Here is a 16,963-nt window from a genome sequence, read left to right as displayed (position 1 = left end):
TGTGCAATTTAAAGATACAATTACCTTAGCATTTAGTGGCGCATCAGGCGCACCATATGGATTAAGGCTGTTGGAAGTGTTACTTGAACAACAATTTCAAGTGTATGTGCTTATCTCAAGTGCCGCGCGTGTAGTTTTTGATACCGAGTCTAATATAAAGTTATCAGGGAATGAAGATAAAGCTACCGAGCAGTTAAGTGCATTATTTAACGCCAAGAGCGAACAATTAAAGGTATTTGGCAAAGATAACTGGTTCAGCCCTGTAGCTTCGGGCTCAGCAGCACCGAAAAAAATGATAGTATGTCCATGTAGTGCCGGGTCTGTGTCTGCGATTGCAGTCGGCGCATCAGATAATTTATTAGAGCGCGCTGCCGATGTGGTGATAAAAGAGCGAGGTCAACTTATTTTAGTCCCTCGAGAAACTCCGTTTAGCGAAATTCACTTAGAAAATATGCTTAAATTGTCGCGTTTAGGGGTCACTATCATGCCCGCTGCACCTGGTTTTTATCATCAACCACAAAGCATAGAAGACTTAGTTGATTTTATGGTGGCGCGAATTTTAGATCATTTAAATATTGAACATAATCTCACAAAGCGCTGGGGTTATGGTGAGGGTAAGAAATGAATAAGCAAAACATTGCTTTAAATATTGAAGGCCTTACCAAGGTTTACAAAAATGGGGTTGAGGCAGTAAAAGGCGTTGATTTACAAGTGCATGAAGGTGACTTTTTTGCACTGTTAGGTCCAAATGGAGCGGGTAAATCAACCACTATTGGGGTGATATCTTCTTTGGTAAATAAGACCAAAGGTAAAGTTGAAGTATTTGGTCATGATATTGATACCGACCTTGAAGCGGCGAAAGCCAACTTGGGCTTAGTGCCACAAGAGTTTAACTTCAGTCAGTTTGAAACCCTAAGCCAAATACTCGTTAATCAAGCAGGTTACTACGGTGTACCGCGCGCGCAAGCGCACAAACGTGCTGACAAGTACTTAGCACAACTTGGGCTACTTGAGAAAAAAGATAAGCAAGCGCGTACCCTTTCTGGTGGTATGAAGCGTCGCTTGATGATTGCACGCGCCTTAATGCATGAACCAAAGTTACTTATTTTAGACGAACCAACAGCGGGCGTTGATATAGAGCTGCGCCGCTCAATGTGGGACTTTTTAAGACAAATCAACGAACAAGGTGTGACCATTATTTTAACCACTCACTACCTTGAAGAAGCCGAACTACTGTGTAAAAACATCGCTATTATTGATACCGGCCGTATAGTTGAAAACACCACCATAAAAGCTTTGTTGGCTAAATTAGACAAAGAAACCTTTGTACTGGATTTAAAGCAGCCTACCAATCCGGTGACACTTGAAGGGTATAATTTTACCATGACTGATGATCACACCATTGAAGTTGAAGTGGCTAAATCACAAGGGCTCAATGCTGTATTCAGCGCGTTAACCGAACAAGGTAATACTGTTCTGAGCATGCGTAATAAAGCAAATCGATTAGAAGAATTATTTGTAGGTTTATTAGAGCAAGGGCGGGGCGAATAAATGTTTAAATATGGCGTAGCCTTAAAAAGTATTTGGATTAAAGAGTGTATTCGCTTTTTGCGTATTTGGGTGCAAACCTTAGTGCCGCCAGCGATTACTATGAGCTTATATTTTGTTATTTTTGGGAACTTAATAGGCTCGCGTATTGGCGATATGGGCGGCTTTAGTTACATGGAGTTTATTGTTCCAGGCCTTATTATGATGTCAGTTATAACAAACTCTTACTCGAATGTGGCTTCGAGCTTTTACTCAACTAAGTTTCAAAAAAGTATTGAAGAGTTATTGGTTGCACCTGTGCCTAATTACATCATTGTGTTGGGTTATATGGGCGGAGGCATGACCCGTGGTATTATGGTTGGCTTTATTGTAACGTGCGTTTCTTTATTTTTTGTAGATATACAAATACATAATATTTTTGTGATTATAGCCACTGTTATTCTTACCTCGGCGGTGTTTGCCTTGGGCGGGTTAATTAACGCTATTTATGCAAACAGCTTTGATGACATAAGTATTATTCCGACCTTTATTTTAACGCCTCTAACTTATTTAGGCGGGGTGTTTTACTCAATCACTTTACTGCCTGATTTTTGGCAGATGGTATCGCAAATAAATCCGATCATTTATATGGTTAACGCATTCAGATACGGATTTTTAGGTGTTTCTGATGTTGATTTAACAGTTGCGATTGCGGTGTTGTTGGTTTTTATCAGCGTATTATTTACTTTAGCACTGACGCTAATTAAAAAAGGTGTGGGGCTAAGACACTAATGAGCGATGCAAATTCACGTAGTATTGTATCTAATCAAGCGGGACTTCATGAAAAGCTTGATGAAATAGTTAATAAACACTTACAAGCCGAGTTTAAAAAGCCAATTGCAGCGCATACTCAAACCGCATTTGATGAAGTTAATGCTAAGGTGCAAGCCTTTGATGGACCGCTTATTCTAGACTCCTGTTGTGGCGTTGGCGAAAGCACTGCTAATTTAGCGAAACGTCATCCTGATGCGTTAGTTGTGGGCATTGATAAGTCATCTCACCGACTTGATAAGCATGATGTTGAGTATAAACAAACTGAGAGTGGTCAATACATTTTAGTGCAAGCTGACTTAAATGATTTTTGGCGTTTAGCTGTCGCTGCTAATTGGCAGCCTACTCATCATTATTTGCTATACCCAAACCCGTGGCCTAAGTCTAAGCACATTCAACGGCGCTGGCATGGGGCGGCTATCTTCCCCTTTATTGTAAAACTAGGTGGTTTGCTTGAAGTGCGCAGTAACTGGGATATCTATGTTAAAGAGTTTGCCAGAGCGCTCGAGTTAGCTGGGTATCCTTGTCAAACCGCGTTGTTTGAATCAGACGAAGCAATTACCCCTTTTGAGCGTAAGTACTGGGCCAGTGGTCAGCAAAGCCACCGACTAGCCATTAATCTTAATAACTAATTCATTGCTTTTTTAAAGTCAGTAACATGTGGCGTTGATTTGCCAAGGTAGCTACCTTGCATCAGCGTTACATTTAGCTGGCTGAGCAACTCTGCAACTGTATTACTTTCTACCGCTTCAATAACCAATTCAAGTTCAAGCTGCTGAGCTGTATCAGCGATATAGGTTATAAATAGCGACGTATTTGCATCATTTAACAGCTGCTTTGTGATTGCACCATCGAGTTTAATACCATCAACCTCCACTTTTAACGTATTGAGGGTATTAATAAATTCATTACCCCAGCAGCGCATCACCACCTTTGCTCCCTTACTTTTTACCATTGCGATAAATGACTTTATTTCGTAGTAATGTGAAATAACCTGCGACTCTAAAATTGAAATAGTGATATTTTCAGGATTAGGATAGCGATGAAGTTCATAGGCAATATGATCATAAATAGTGGGATCAGCAATGTTTTCAGCGCACACTGTTAGCTCCCAACAAATTGCCGATTTACGAAAACGTGAAACACATTGAGTAAATAGGGTATGGGTTAACATGCCATTCATACGCAGTCTATCTAGTGCATTTGCAAAGGTATCAGGGGTTAAAATCTCCCCTTGTGAAGTGACTATTCTCGGTGAGCAATCATACCTAATAACTTCATCGGTATGAGTATTTATAACCGGCTGGAAGTAAGGAACAACACGATGAGCATCAAATGCTTCACGAATTTCTTTTGCTATTTCAACATTATATAAATATAGAGATTTAGCGTCGTTAATTGCCTCACAGTAGTTAACTATGCTCTGATCGCCCTGCTTAGATTGCAGTAACGCAATATGAGCATTCTTAAGCAGTAATGACTTATTGCCTCTAGCTACACCAGCGTTAAGGGTAATATAAATAAAAGGCTGATTTAAAAACGGTATATTTTTATCATGTGACTGGATGATGCTATATAGCTCATCAAAGGGAGTTTCTTTATCAGTCAAAATAGCGAGTTTATTAGTTGCAATACGATAAATACGTGCGTGCAAACGGGCTTGCTGCTTAAAGTGAGTGAGCAGCTTTTTCATCACTTCATCGGCTGTTTTTGTGCCAAAAAAACGGCTGATATTATCAATTTCGTTCACTAAAATAATCGCAATTTGTAAATGATGTTCATTGCTTTTTTTTAGCCGTTTTTCTAAGGCAATATGATTTTCAAATCCGCTTGCATGGTCGCTCATTAATGAACGACGTACTCCATAGTAATAAAGAATATAAACTATTAATAAAATAATAATTACGCAGCAAAAATGAAACATAGATTGATATAAGTCTGTTTTTAACGCATTGCTAATTTTATCAACGCTAATATCTGCAGCTGTAATATAGGTTCTGCCATTTTTTGCCAGATGAGGAATATATACTGTTTTAGAATGGCCGCGATGCGCTGTTGAGGTTTCAAAAATAGGGGATGTTGATAAAAATGCAGCTATGTTGATGGGCGTGGCTTCGGGGTAAAGATCTAAAAACTGAGTAACTTTACCGTTATTTTGATCATCTTGAGTGTAACTAGAGGCAGTAAAATAAACATTCTCATCAATCAGTACCATTGAATATAAATAATCTATATTTAAATCATTGGCCAACGCCGAAAGCTGGTCAGCTTTATTTTGATAGCTTGAAAAGCTAATTTCTTGCGCTACTTTATCGTGATAATCACTACCTAAAATGTACTTTACGCTGGTGGCTGCATTTAATAAACGATTATCAATGCTGCGTATCACATCATTATTGATGGCAGTGTAGGTGTAGTAACTGTAGCTTATTAAGCTGACTAAAAAAAAGACGGTACCGAGCGCCAACCGAGTTAATTTTAGATTTCCTTTTAGCATGTAACATCCTTATTTTTTGTTAGATTTATTATACTTAAAAATTATAAATGCCCAATATTTTAATTACCCTTTGTACTAAATATAAAAAATAGTGAAATGTTATCTATTTTGTATTGTCTTTTATGGCTTAAAACGAGACATTTTTGTCATATTGCAGTAAAGTTAGCGCAATTTTTTAGAAATGCCGTTGCTTAAAAACACCTTAAATTAGCGTGTTTTACAAACTAACAGGTGTTTTAGTCACACACTAGGTATGAAGATGGATCAAAAGCGTTGTGCCGTCGCCTCTAAAGAAAGCCTCAAACGGATATTTACCGTTCCAGAGGCACCTGACTCAACTTTGAGCAAAATAGAGCTTGAAATTTCGAGTAATTTAGCAGGTTTCTTAAACGAAAATATCGCGGCAATTGAAAAACCATTACATGAAATAGAAAAAGATTTTCAATCGGCGGCTATCCCTGAAGAGCCAACGTTTGTGTCTTGCTATGCCCAAGATATTATGGAACAGCTGGTTGCTCATTCTGTACATACCGCAGCGCCAAGCTTTATTGGTCATATGACGTCTGCTCTGCCACATTTTTTACTGCCGTTATCGAAATTAATGGTTGGGCTAAATCAAAACCTTGTAAAAATAGAAACCTCAAAAGCGTTTACCCCATTAGAGCGTCAAGTTTTAGGAATGATGCATCATTTAGCTTATGGACAAAATGATGGCTTTTATTCTAAATGGATGCACAGTGCAAAAACCTCTTTAGGAGCATTTTGCTCTGGTGGCACAGTAGCTAACATTACAGCACTTTGGATTGCCCGCAACCGCTTATTGAAAGCGGATGGCAACTTTAAAGGCATTGCTGCACAAGGTTTAGTGGCGGGAATGCTCCACTATGGTTACAAAGGACTGGCGGTTTTAATCTCTGAGCGAGGTCATTACTCGTTGGGCAAATCGGTAGATTTACTAGGTATTGGCCGTGAGAATTTAATTGGTATTAAAACATCGGCTGATAATAAAGTTGATGTAGCTGCTATGCGAGAAAAAGCGCTAGAGCTTGAAGCGCAAGGCATTAAAGTGATGGCAATTATTGGTGTAGCCGGGACGACAGAAACCGGTAATATTGACCCACTTAAAGACATGGCTAATTTAGCACAAGAAATTAATTGCCACTTTCATGTTGATGCGGCGTGGGGCGGAGCTACCTTACTGTCTAATACCCATAGGCATCTTTTAAAAGGTATTGAGCAAGCAGATTCAATTACCATTGATGCGCATAAGCAAATGTATGTGCCGATGGGGGCCGGTTTAGTCTTATTTAAAGACCCTGCTGCTACCGATGCCATAGAGCATCATGCTGAATATATTTTACGCAAAGGCTCTAAAGACCTGGGTAGCCATACCCTTGAGGGGAGTCGCCCTGGTATGGCGATGTTAGTGCATGCTTGCTTACGTGTTATTGGTCGTAAAGGCTATGAAATGCTTATCGATCGCAGTATTAAAAAAGCCCGTTATTTTGCTGATTTGATAAAAGCAGATGAAGATTTTGAATTAATATCAGAACCTGAACTGTGTTTATTAACTTATCGTTATGTTCCTAAGCAAATTAAAAATGCGATAGCACAGGCCGATGCACAGACCCGTTTAGATATTTTTGCCGCGCTTAATCGCTTTACTGCTAGCATGCAAAAACGACAACGTGAATCGGGTCGCTCGTTTGTATCGCGTACACGTTTAACGCCAGTTCAATATGATAATCAACCAACCGTGGTATTTAGAGTGGTGCTTGCGAACCCGCTTACATCAGGTGCAATATTAAAAGAGATATTAGAAGAGCAGAAAGAACTAGCTCAAACCGACCCTGTATTTAAAAAGTATTTACGAAAATATATGTAACTAACCTGAACTCTGGTTAAGAGATTTACTAACATATTGAATCAAAGATGATATTTATGTTTATTTTCTCTAGCCAGAGATTTTCAGTGAAAACAAGGCGAACTTACGCGTCAATAGCTAGCCTATTGCAAGTAAATTCAACGCAGTTAGCGCTAAAAATAGCTGCTTGAGATAGATTTATTATTCAGAGTTCAGGTTAAATATAAATGCTATAAAAAAGACGCTTAATAGCGTCTTTTTTGTTACTGATTAAAAGCAACTCGCCTTTATTAGGTTGCTGATAATTTGTTGCGAAGGCTTTATTTTTTCCACCGCTAAATATTCATCGGGCTGATGCGCTTGGTTAATTGAACCAGGTCCCATGACGATGGTTTCACAACCCAGTTGTTGTATAAATGGTGCCTCAGTACAGTAATTAACAGCCACCGCTTTTTGCCCTGCTATATTTTCGGCTAGTTTAACTAACGCGCTGTCTGTGCTTCCTGTAAATGCTGGAATTGGCTCATGTAAATCAATCACACTGACCGAATTAGGGTATTGCTGATTTATATCGTAGGTTGCATCAAGCAGCAATGCTTGCAGCTCTTGTACACTTAAGCCAGGAAGATGGCGCATATCAATGTGCATTTCACAGCAACCGCAAATCCGATTTGCATTATCGCCCCCATGAATATTACCTAAATTGAGCGTTGGGTGAGGAATTTCAAAGTAATTTATTGAATATTTATTCTTAAGTTGTTCTTTTAAGATTAGCAATTTTGTAATCACTTTATGCATCACTTCGATGGCGTTAAGACCCCGTTCGGGATCTGAGCTATGTCCTGAACGGCCAACGACTCTTATCGCTGAAGTCATATGACCTTTATGAGTAAATACTGGCGTCATATCAGTAGGCTCACCAATAATACAGCGACTTGGTTTTAAATTTGGGTGCTTACAAATTTGTTGTGCGCCAGCCATAGTGGTTTCTTCGTCTGCGGTGGCTAATATTAAAATTGGTTGTGTTTGTTGCTTTTCATCAAGCTCACTAATAGCCTGCAGTACAAAAGCAAAAAAACCTTTCATATCAATGCTACCTAAGCCATATAATTTATTATCGAGCTCGGTTAATTTAAATGGGTTTTGATTCCAACGGCTATCATCAAATGGCACTGTATCAGTGTGCCCTGCCAGCATTAAACCGCCGTCGCCTTGACCGCGTTTTGCTAATAAGTTGTAGCGACCCTTGTTGCCTTCTAACTCTATTATTTCACAGTTAAAACCTAAGCTTTCACACCATTGGGCTAGCAATTCAATGACACTTTTATTACTCATACATAAATGATCTTCAATGGCACTGATAGAGGGGGCAGCAATCAATTGCTGGTACATCGAAATAAATGACGGCAGAGACATAAAAAACTCCAAAATAAGTATTCATTTTAATTGCATAACAATATAAAAGTATTTATGATGAATATCAATTCACTTTTTAAGCATAAATATATTAAAGTTACGCCATGAAAATAATACGACGATAGTTATCACTCATAAATTTAATCTGTTTGGCTGGGTTATACCCTAGTGTAAACAAACAACATGGAATGTGGTCACTAATTTTAGATAAAGAGTAAATAATGAACGTAGTAATTATAGGTGCCAGCGGTTACAGCGGCGCAGAACTGGCTAGCTTAGTAGCAAAACATCCAACTCTTTCGCTAACTGGTTGTTATGTATCAGCGCAAAGTTTAGATAAACATAAATTGCTTAGTGAATTGTATCCTGAGCATTTAGGATTACTTGATTTACCTCTGCAGCCACTAAATGAACATGCACTTGCTGATATCACTCATTCAGCAGATTACGTTTGTCTGTGCACCGATCATAAAGTAAGTGTGGATTTAGCGCCTCAGTTTTTAGCGATGGGCAAAAAGGTATTTGACCTTTCCGGTGGCTATCGTCTTGCAAGTAATGATGATTACCTTACTTATTATGGCTTTGAACACCAACATCCAGAACTACTCAATCAAGCGGCATATGGTCTTGCTGAATGGAATAGTAAAGCCATTACTGATGCTCAGCTAATTGCTGTTGCTGGCTGCTATCCAACGGCTGCATTAAATGCATTAAAACCTCTTCAGCAAGCGTGTTTGTTGAGTGATGAAAAAATTATTATTAATGCGGTTTCTGGCGTAACTGGCGCAGGGCGAAAAGCCAGCCTAGGGACTCATTTTTGTGAGGTATCACTTGCACCCTATGGTTTGTTTAATCACCGTCATGGGCCTGAAATACAACAGCATCTAGGTCATGAGGTGTTATTTACTCCTCATTTAGGTAATTTTCCGCGCGGTATTTTAGAAACTATTTATGTGCAATTAAAGCCGGGTGTGACCAATGAGCAAGTAGCTAAAGCTTATCAAGTATTGGCTGATGAGCCATTAATTCGTTTGCTTGGCAGCAAAATCCCTTCGATTAAAGGGGTGGCCAAACAACCTTATGTAGATATTGCGTGGCAGCAGCAAGGCTCACAGTTAATAGTAATGGCAGCAATTGACAACTTATTAAAAGGGGCAGCTGGTCAGGCTTTGCAATGTATTAATTTATCAATGGGCCTTCCCCACACTACAGGTCTAATAGGAGCGTTTAGATGAGCAGTAAAACGTGGGTTATTAAACTCGGTGGTGCAGTACTCAATACTGAAAATGCCGCTAAAGCATTATTTGAAATACTCAACGAGCAAGATGATGCTCAGTTTGTGATTGTGCATGGTGGTGGCTCATTAGTTGATAGCTGGTTAAAAGAGGCTGGTTTTGCCAGTGCTAAACACCAAGGTTTACGTATTAGCCCTAAAGAACAGATGCCTTATATTGTTGGAGCCCTTGCGGGTGCGGCAAACAAACAACTCATGGCGCAAGCAATTAGTGCTGGTCATAAGCCGGTGGGGTTAAGTTTATATGAAGCAGGGATCACCGCCTCGCAAAAATTAAAAGCATTGGGTCAAGTAGGTCAATGTCACAACAATGCTGATTCTATTATTAATGATTTACTCAGTGCTGGCCGGTTACCAATCATCAGTTCTATCGGCTTTGATGAGCAGGGCTTGTTATATAACGTTAATGCCGATGAAGCAGCCGCCGCAATGGCAAATAATTTAAATGCAGAACTTATTTTTATGACGGACGTAGAGGCGGTACTTGATGCCAATAAGCAGCCTTTACATCAACTTGACACAAAACACATTGATACTTTAATTGCAGAGGGAGTAATTTTGGGCGGGATGGAGGTTAAAGTTAAGACCAGTCTTCACGCTGCCCAACATTTACGACGCGGTGTGTACATTTCCAGCTGGCAAAAGCCAGAAAACTTAACTGCTTTGCTGCAAGGCGAGCATGTCGGAACTAAAGTAACACCATAGGTTGAACATGTTTAAAGATTTTTTAACGGGTCTAGAATTAGACCAACAAGGCGCACTAAATTTATTAAAGTTAGCGCAAGATATTAAAGAAAGCCCAAGTAAATATAGCCAAGTGCTAGCTGGTAAGTCAGTGGTTACTTTGTTTGAAAAGCAAAGTTTACGTACTCGCCTTTCATTTGATATTGGTATAAACCGTTTAGGGGGCCATGCGGTTTACCTTGACCAACAAAATGGTGCAATGGGCGCCCGCGAATCAATAAAAGATTTTGCCTTAAATATTTCGACTTGGGCAGACGGGATTGTTGCGCGGGTTAATCAGCACAGTACGTTAACGACACTCGGTGAGTATTCATCCGTTCCTGTGATTAACAGTTTGTGTGATTTATATCACCCATGCCAAGCATTAGCTGATTTTTTAACGCTACAAGAAGTACATGGTGATGTTAGCCAGTTAAAGCTTGCCTACCTAGGTGAGGGCAATAATGTAACACACTCATTAATGCTATTAGCCGCTACTTTAGGAACAGACTTTGTCGCTGTAACACCAAAAGGCAGCTCACCTGATTCGCAAGTACTTAAAAAAGCAGAGCAAATAGCAGCGATGAATGGCGCTTCTGTAATGGTAAGTGACAGGGTTGAGGCTGCAGTAGGCGCTAATGTTGTTTACGCCGATACCTGGGTATCAATGGGGGATACAACTCCTCTTGAGCAAGTAAAAGAAAAATACATGCCTTATCAATTAAACCAGGCATTGTTAGAAAAAACCGGTGCAACTACGGTATTACATTGCCAACCGGCACACCGTGAGTTTGAAATTACTTCTGAGGTAATGGATGGCCCTGCATCAAAAATTATACAGCAAGCAGAAAACCGCATGCATGCGCAAAATGCGCTATTAGTTACATTGTTAAATCCAAATTTTGTTAAGGAACACCTATGAGTTCAATTAAAAAAGTCGTTTTAGCCTATTCAGGTGGTCTTGATACATCGGCTATCGTGCCATGGTTAAAAGAGAACTACGGCTGTGAAGTTATTGCCTTTGTTGCCGATGTTGGCCAAGGCGCTGAAGAACTTGAAGGCGTAGAAGCTAAAGCTATAGCGTCTGGTGCATCTGAGTGTTACGTGGTTGATTTAAAAGATGAGATGGTAAGCGATTATATTTACCCAACGCTTAAAACGGGTTCTATATACGAAGGAACTTATTTACTTGGTACCTCTATGGCGCGTCCAATTATTGCTAAAGCGCAAGTAGAAGTTGCGCGTAAAGTAGGTGCCGATGCACTTTCTCACGGCTGTACAGGCAAAGGTAACGACCAAGTACGTTTTGAGTCATGTTTTGCCGCACTCGCACCTGATTTAAAAGTGATTGCGCCATGGCGTGAGTGGGATTTATCAAGCCGTGAATCACTATTAGATTATTTAGCTGAGCGTGATATTCCATGTTCTGCGTCAGCAACAAAAATTTATAGTCGTGATGCGAACGCATGGCATATTTCACACGAAGGCGGCGAGCTTGAAGACCCATGGTGTGAGCCAAGCGAACAAGTATGGACCTGGACTAACTCACCAGAGCAAGCGCCTGATAAAGCCGAACATGTCACTTTATCGGTTGTTGAAGGTGAAGTAGTTGCCGTAAATGGCGAAGAGCTTAAACCTTATGATTGTTTAGTTAAATTAAACGATATTGCATCACCTCATGGTGTGGGTCGTGTCGATATTGTAGAAAACCGTTTAGTGGGCATGAAATCACGTGGTTGTTATGAAACGCCAGGCGGTACTGTGATCATGGCGGCGCTGCAAGCTATTGATGAGTTAGTACTTGATAAAGCGAGCCGTAAATGGAAAGAAGTACTCGGTGGTGAATTTTCACACTTAGTCTACGACGGTCGTTGGTTTACGCCGCTAAAAGATTCTATTTTAGCCGGTGCAGAAGCGCTGTCTACACTAGCAACGGGCGAAGTGGTACTGAAGCTTTATAAAGGCCAAGTCACTGCGGTTCAGAAAAAATCACCTAACAGTTTATATAGCGAAGATTTTGCTACCTTTGGTGAAGACGATGTTTATGACCAGTCGCATGCAGAAGGCTTTATTCGTTTATTCTCGCTATCAAGCAGAATCTCAGCATTAGCTAAAAAGTAATTTTTTATGCCCCTTGGAATTAAGGGGCTATTATCGGGTTTGGAGAAATTTCATGGCATTATGGGGCGGACGTTTTTCTACGGGTCCAGATGAAGCGTTTAAACAGTTTAACGATTCACTTCCCTTCGATTATCAATTAGCAGAGCAAGATATTATTGGCTCTGTTGCATGGGCTGGTGCACTTGAACAAGTAAGCGTGTTATCTAGTGATGAGCACAAAAAGCTGGTATCGGCACTTTATGAGTTACTTGAAGAGGTAAAAGCAGACCCAACGGCTGTAGCTACCTCAGGTGCAGAGGATATTCACTCGCATGTTGAAGCTGCACTAATTGAAAAAGTAGGTGATTTAGCTAAAAAGTTACACACAGGCCGAAGCCGTAACGACCAAGTTGCTACCGACTTTAGACTCTGGTGCCGCGATACCGCCGATCATATTTTAAAAGCGATTACGCAACTTAAAGCAGAGTTTATTGGCTTAGCTGAACGTGAACTTGGCACAATATTACCAGGTTATACCCACTTACAGCGTGCACAACCGGTGTTATTTAGCCATTGGTGTATGGCTTATGTAGAAATGCTTGAGCGTGATGAAAGTCGATTACAAGATGCCCAAGCACGAATGAATTATTGCCCACTCGGCAGTGGCGCTCTTGCAGGCACTGCATACCCGATTGACCGCCATGCACTTGCACAAGGGCTAGGATTTACTGGCGCGACTAAGAATAGTTTAGATGGCGTATCTGATCGTGACTTTGTGGTTGAGCTATTAAGCTGCGCGTCTATTTCTATGATCCACTTATCGCGGATGTCTGAAGACCTAATTTTTTATAACTCAGGCGAAGCTGGCTTTATTGAACTGGCCGATAATGTGACCTCGGGTTCATCTTTAATGCCACAGAAAAAAAACCCAGATGCATTAGAGCTAATTCGTGGTAAAACTGGCCGGGTGTTTGGTGCGTTTAGCGCAATGATGATGACTCTAAAAGCACTACCGCTTGCCTACAATAAAGACATGCAAGAAGACAAAGAAGGCATTTTTGATGCCATGCCAACATGGCTTGCGTGTATTCATATGGCACAAGCGTGTATTAAAGGTATAAAAGTGAAAGCAGATAAAACCCTTGCAGCGGCAAAAGGTGGCCACGCGAATGCAACCGAACTTGCTGATTATTTAGTGGCTAAAGGAGTGCCGTTCAGAGAAGGGCATCATATTGTTGGGGTGTTGGTGCAATTAGCTATTAGTGAAGGTAAAACGTTAGAGGAGCTTTCACTAGAGCAGTATAAATCAGTAAATCCAGTGTTTGAAGATGACGTGTATCCGGTACTTGAAATTGATGCCTGTATTAAGGCACGCCAAGCGCTTGGCGGTACATCATTAGAGCAAGTAAGCAAAGCGGTGAAAGACGCGAAAAAAAAACAGCAAATAACGGTTCGTGATGCCAACTTAGATGACGTAGAAGCAATTGCTAAACTCGTACAGCACTGGGCAACAGTAGGCGAAAATTTACCGCGAGCTAAAAGTGATATGGTGCACTCAATTAATGAGTTTGCCGTAACTGAGATAAACGGTCAGGTATCGGGTTGTGCTTCACTTTATATTTACGACACAGGATTAGCTGAAATACGTTCATTAGGCATTGATCCTAAAAGCGCAGTAACGGGGCAGGGACGAGAACTGGTTGAACACTTATTAGTGAAAGCCAAAAAATTGGCACTCAATCGTGTCATCGTTCTGACTCGTGTACCTGACTTTTTCGAAAATCAGCGGTTTAGTTTCTGTGATAAAGAGAGCCTACCTGAAAAAGTAATGAAAGATTGCGAGCTATGTTTACGCAAAGAAAACTGTGATGAAGTCGCAATGGAATATATGTTAAAGCTAAGTAATAGCATGGAGATCCCATGCAAAAACGTGGCTTGAGCAATCCCTAGGATAAAAAACGCACGGTGACCCCGATGCGTTTTTTTTTGAGTAAAATAAAATAATTTTTAAATTAACATACTATTAATTTAAAGTTGGCATATCGTTTGCTTTTATTATTCTGAAGCGAGTTGTTGAGTCAATTAACCAACATAGATTAAACGCGACTGCAGTTATTTTCTAACTGCTGCAGGTGGTGTGATTTAAATTTGCGCCAATAATAAAATTTAATACTCAAGAGGATTAATCACATGCAAATTTCAGCGAACAGCCAAGTACAAATGCAAGCATACAATAAAACGCAACAATTAAAGCCTGCAATGGAACAAACTGCTAGCCCTAAAACCCTACAATCTGATACAGTTAGTATATCTCAAGAGGCGATGGCTGCTGCTGGCGGTAGTGCTGATCTCCAGCGTGGTAATACGATTCTTTTACCTCGTCCAAAGTGATAGAAAGGTAGTAAATGTTTTTAGCTGAGTTTTTTGGTCTGTTTTCTTTGTCAGCCCTAGTGACATGGGGCTTTTTAATGGCGTTTTTTTTTAACCTCTTTGTCTACAGCTTAGATGTTAAGAGGAGAACGACTTTATTACTCAGCTCATTAGTTATGGTAGTATCCTATTCCGTGACTGATTACTTATTTACATGGATTTCCTATTACAATACTACTTATTTTGATTGGGCAATACATGATTTAATAACCATAATTTGCCTAATTTTCGTTTACAAATTAAGTAAAACTACGACTCCTTCATTATTATATTTACTAATAGGCCTTTCAATTAATTTGATGTTAGCTTTGCTAATGCATTTAGATATTTTTATTAATAAAAATATTGAACCTTGGTTTTTGTGGGATATATACACGTTTGGAGTGACATTTATAGACCTAGTAATGATTGTTGCTCTAATTGTAGACAAAGACTTCTTAGGATTACACAAACTCAAAAATAAAATAGTATCATTATTCCTAAGACCTAAAATTGCAAGGGACTGTAACTAAGTTGTACATCGATTACAGCATGGTTGATTACGTAAGTGCTTTCACTCAATGGGGTTTTTTAATGGCATTTTTATACTCACTTGTTTCGAGTATTAATAAGCCAGACAAGTCGGTAACATACTTAGCCGCTATTATGTTTTCCTCTTACTTTTGTAGTGATTTTTTTCCGATATTAGAAAATGTATACTTAGACTGGATCCTCTTCGATTATATAACCATTTCTATTATTCTCATTTTATTGAATTTCTGTCTAAAAGCTCCCCTCGCTAGCTATTATATTATTTCAGGCTTACTAATAAATAGTCTGCTAACATTTTTCATTTATTATGACTTATTTGTACGTAATAATATTGATGAATGGTGGCTTTGGAGTGTTTACTCTTTAGGAGTAAACTTTATTGATGTATTAATGATTATTTCTTTGGTAATAAATACAAGTATCTTAAAAAAACGACAGGTAAAAAAACAACTTAATTTAGCTATTCGAAATAATGTTTCAAATGAATGACTTCTTGCTCAACCCATATGTATCTCTTTATCTAGGTGCGTTTGTTCAATGGGGCTTTTTAATGGCTTTTTTATACTCATTAGTAACGAGTATAAATACATCAAAAAAAGAGGCTTTATGGCTATCGCTAATCATGTCAATTTCATACTCTTCAAGCTTGTTCATTGATATTCAAAATATTTCTTACACGCAACTATTACTTTTTGATTTAGTGACGATCTTGGCTATTTTAGTGGTAAGTAACTTCATAAATAAAAATACTATAACTTCTTATCTATTATTAGGACTGAGCATAAACTCACTGCTATTTTTTGGTATGCATTTAGATGTGCTAGTCTTTAATAACAGCACACCATGGTGGTTCTGGTCATTTTATTCTTTGGGAATTAATCTGATGGATTTTGTGATGATAGCTATTTTCTTTATTAATAAAGACTTTTTGGGTTTAGTGAGGTTTAAGAACTTTTTACTTCAAGCAAGAGCGAAGCTACCTAGCGCAACATAATGAAACGCTAGGCGTTGAGTTTAATGCTTGGTTTCCCCCAGCCTAGATTGCAGGGCTTTCATTACTATGCTATCAACAAACTCACTCACATCTCCGTTATGGCGCGCAACTTCTTTTACCAAGGTTGATGATATAAAGGTATTACGCTCAGCAGGTGTTAAAAATACACTTTCTAAATCAGGGTTTAAACGGCGGTTCATATTTGCGAGCTGAAATTCATAATCAAAATCAGAAACCGCTCTTATGCCTCTGATCAGTACATTTGCATTATGGTCGCGAGCGAGATCTGCTAGCAGCCCTGAAAAGCCAATCACTTTTACATTATCTAAATGGCTTAAAATTTCATTCGCTAAATCAACGCGTTCTTCTAAAGTAAAACACGGTTTTTTACTTGGGTTATGAGCAATAGCAACAATAACGGTATCAAACATCTTAGCCGCACGCTGAATTAAATCAGTGTGGCCGTTGGTAAGAGGGTCAAATGTGCCTGGGTAGATTGCGGTCACTTTCATAATATTTACTGTGTTATTATTTTTAGCCGTAGTGTAGCAGTGTTTAGTGTGCAAAGCAGCCTTGTAAGTAAATTGTGAAGAACTTCATGCCTTGATTGTTTTAACGCTGACTATTTGTTTATACTAGGGCCTGTTGACCTTTCAGGATTAAAATTTGTTCTAACTAGGGACGATTTAATCGTGGCGCGAGGTTTGTAACCTAGTGGGCTAAGTAAAAGCCGAGCAACAAAGAGTTAATCGTCCC

The 16,963-nt window shown here is 39.4% G+C and carries 16 protein-coding genes; 13 read left to right on the top strand and 3 right to left on the bottom strand.

Annotated features, from left to right (window positions below; translation table 11 throughout):
- Position 1: 1 nt before the first annotated feature.
- Genes CWB76_RS01690 through trmB form a run of 4 tightly spaced genes read left to right on the top strand, consistent with a single transcriptional unit; the run spans position 2 to position 2,990 of the window.
- On the top strand, positions 2 to 625 hold the full coding sequence (locus CWB76_RS01690) for a flavin prenyltransferase UbiX (protein ID WP_109875641.1): 624 nt from the start codon (positions 2 to 4) through the stop codon (positions 623 to 625).
- Complete coding sequence (locus CWB76_RS01685) at positions 622 to 1,551, top strand: ABC transporter ATP-binding protein (RefSeq protein WP_138605082.1); 930 nt, start codon at positions 622 to 624, stop codon at positions 1,549 to 1,551. Before CWB76_RS01690 ends, CWB76_RS01685 begins: the two co-directional genes overlap by 4 nt.
- Positions 1,552 to 2,319, top strand: coding sequence for an ABC transporter permease (locus CWB76_RS01680; protein WP_010391022.1), 768 nt, complete (start codon positions 1,552 to 1,554; stop codon positions 2,317 to 2,319).
- Positions 2,319 to 2,990 carry a tRNA (guanine(46)-N(7))-methyltransferase TrmB gene (gene trmB / locus CWB76_RS01675; RefSeq protein WP_138605080.1) on the top strand — a complete coding sequence of 224 codons (672 nt, stop codon included), beginning with the start codon at positions 2,319 to 2,321 and terminating at the stop codon, positions 2,988 to 2,990. Before CWB76_RS01680 ends, trmB begins: the two co-directional genes overlap by 1 nt.
- Here the strand turns inward: trmB and CWB76_RS01670 are convergent.
- Positions 2,987 to 4,855 (bottom strand): GGDEF domain-containing protein, encoded by a 1,869-nt coding sequence (locus tag CWB76_RS01670; RefSeq protein WP_138605079.1) that lies wholly within the window; start codon positions 4,853 to 4,855, stop codon positions 2,987 to 2,989. The genes trmB and CWB76_RS01670 overlap by 4 nt on opposite strands.
- 259 nt (positions 4,856 to 5,114) lie before the next feature.
- On the opposite strand from CWB76_RS01670, the gene panP reads away from it, so the two are divergent.
- Positions 5,115 to 6,740 (top strand): pyridoxal-dependent aspartate 1-decarboxylase PanP, encoded by a 1,626-nt coding sequence (gene panP / locus CWB76_RS01665; RefSeq protein WP_138605077.1) that lies wholly within the window; start codon positions 5,115 to 5,117, stop codon positions 6,738 to 6,740.
- A 249-nt stretch (positions 6,741 to 6,989) separates the two neighbouring features.
- Here panP and argE read toward each other — a convergent pair whose 3' ends face one another.
- Positions 6,990 to 8,135, bottom strand: coding sequence for an acetylornithine deacetylase (gene argE / locus CWB76_RS01660; protein ID WP_138605076.1), 1,146 nt, complete (start codon positions 8,133 to 8,135; stop codon positions 6,990 to 6,992).
- A 221-nt stretch (positions 8,136 to 8,356) separates the two neighbouring features.
- On the opposite strand from argE, the gene argC reads away from it, so the two are divergent.
- The 8 genes from argC (at position 8,357) to CWB76_RS01615 (ending at position 16,207) form a co-directional block, all read left to right on the top strand.
- Positions 8,357 to 9,370: an N-acetyl-gamma-glutamyl-phosphate reductase gene (argC, locus tag CWB76_RS01655; RefSeq protein WP_138605074.1), complete on the top strand. Its 1,014-nt coding sequence runs from the start codon at positions 8,357 to 8,359 to the stop codon at positions 9,368 to 9,370.
- A complete protein-coding gene (gene argB / locus CWB76_RS01650) occupies positions 9,367 to 10,134 on the top strand; it encodes an acetylglutamate kinase (protein ID WP_138605072.1) in 768 nt (255 codons plus the stop codon). The genes argC and argB overlap by 4 nt, the downstream gene beginning before the upstream one ends.
- Positions 10,135 to 10,141: 7 nt before the next feature.
- Positions 10,142 to 11,074: an ornithine carbamoyltransferase gene (locus tag CWB76_RS01645; protein WP_010391031.1), complete on the top strand. Its 933-nt coding sequence runs from the start codon at positions 10,142 to 10,144 to the stop codon at positions 11,072 to 11,074.
- The gene (locus tag CWB76_RS01640) at positions 11,071 to 12,273 is read left to right on the top strand and encodes an argininosuccinate synthase (RefSeq protein ID WP_138605071.1); all 1,203 of its coding nucleotides are present in this window, start codon (positions 11,071 to 11,073) and stop codon (positions 12,271 to 12,273) included. The genes CWB76_RS01645 and CWB76_RS01640 overlap by 4 nt, the downstream gene beginning before the upstream one ends.
- Positions 12,274 to 12,325: 52 nt before the next feature.
- Positions 12,326 to 14,191, top strand: a complete 1,866-nt coding sequence (argH, locus tag CWB76_RS01635) for an argininosuccinate lyase (RefSeq protein WP_138605069.1) — start codon at positions 12,326 to 12,328, stop codon at positions 14,189 to 14,191.
- Between the two features lie 251 nt (positions 14,192 to 14,442).
- Positions 14,443 to 14,643, top strand: coding sequence for a hypothetical protein (locus CWB76_RS01630; RefSeq protein ID WP_076920190.1), 201 nt, complete (start codon positions 14,443 to 14,445; stop codon positions 14,641 to 14,643).
- 14 nt (positions 14,644 to 14,657) lie between these two features.
- The gene (locus tag CWB76_RS01625; protein ID WP_138605067.1) at positions 14,658 to 15,194 is read left to right on the top strand and encodes a hypothetical protein; all 537 of its coding nucleotides are present in this window, start codon (positions 14,658 to 14,660) and stop codon (positions 15,192 to 15,194) included.
- A gap of 500 nt (positions 15,195 to 15,694) precedes the next feature.
- Positions 15,695 to 16,207, top strand: coding sequence for a hypothetical protein (locus CWB76_RS01615; RefSeq protein ID WP_138605065.1), 513 nt, complete (start codon positions 15,695 to 15,697; stop codon positions 16,205 to 16,207).
- A 20-nt stretch (positions 16,208 to 16,227) separates the two neighbouring features.
- On the opposite strand, the gene coaD is transcribed toward CWB76_RS01615, so the two are convergent.
- Positions 16,228 to 16,719 carry a pantetheine-phosphate adenylyltransferase gene (gene coaD / locus CWB76_RS01610; protein ID WP_138605064.1) on the bottom strand — a complete coding sequence of 164 codons (492 nt, stop codon included), beginning with the start codon at positions 16,717 to 16,719 and terminating at the stop codon, positions 16,228 to 16,230.
- Positions 16,720 to 16,963 lie beyond the last annotated feature (244 nt).

The sequence above is a fragment of the Pseudoalteromonas sp. S1609 genome (genome assembly GCF_005887255.1).
In the GTDB taxonomy this organism is placed as follows: domain Bacteria; phylum Pseudomonadota; class Gammaproteobacteria; order Enterobacterales; family Alteromonadaceae; genus Pseudoalteromonas.
This window is presented reverse-complemented; position numbering and strand designations above follow the sequence as displayed.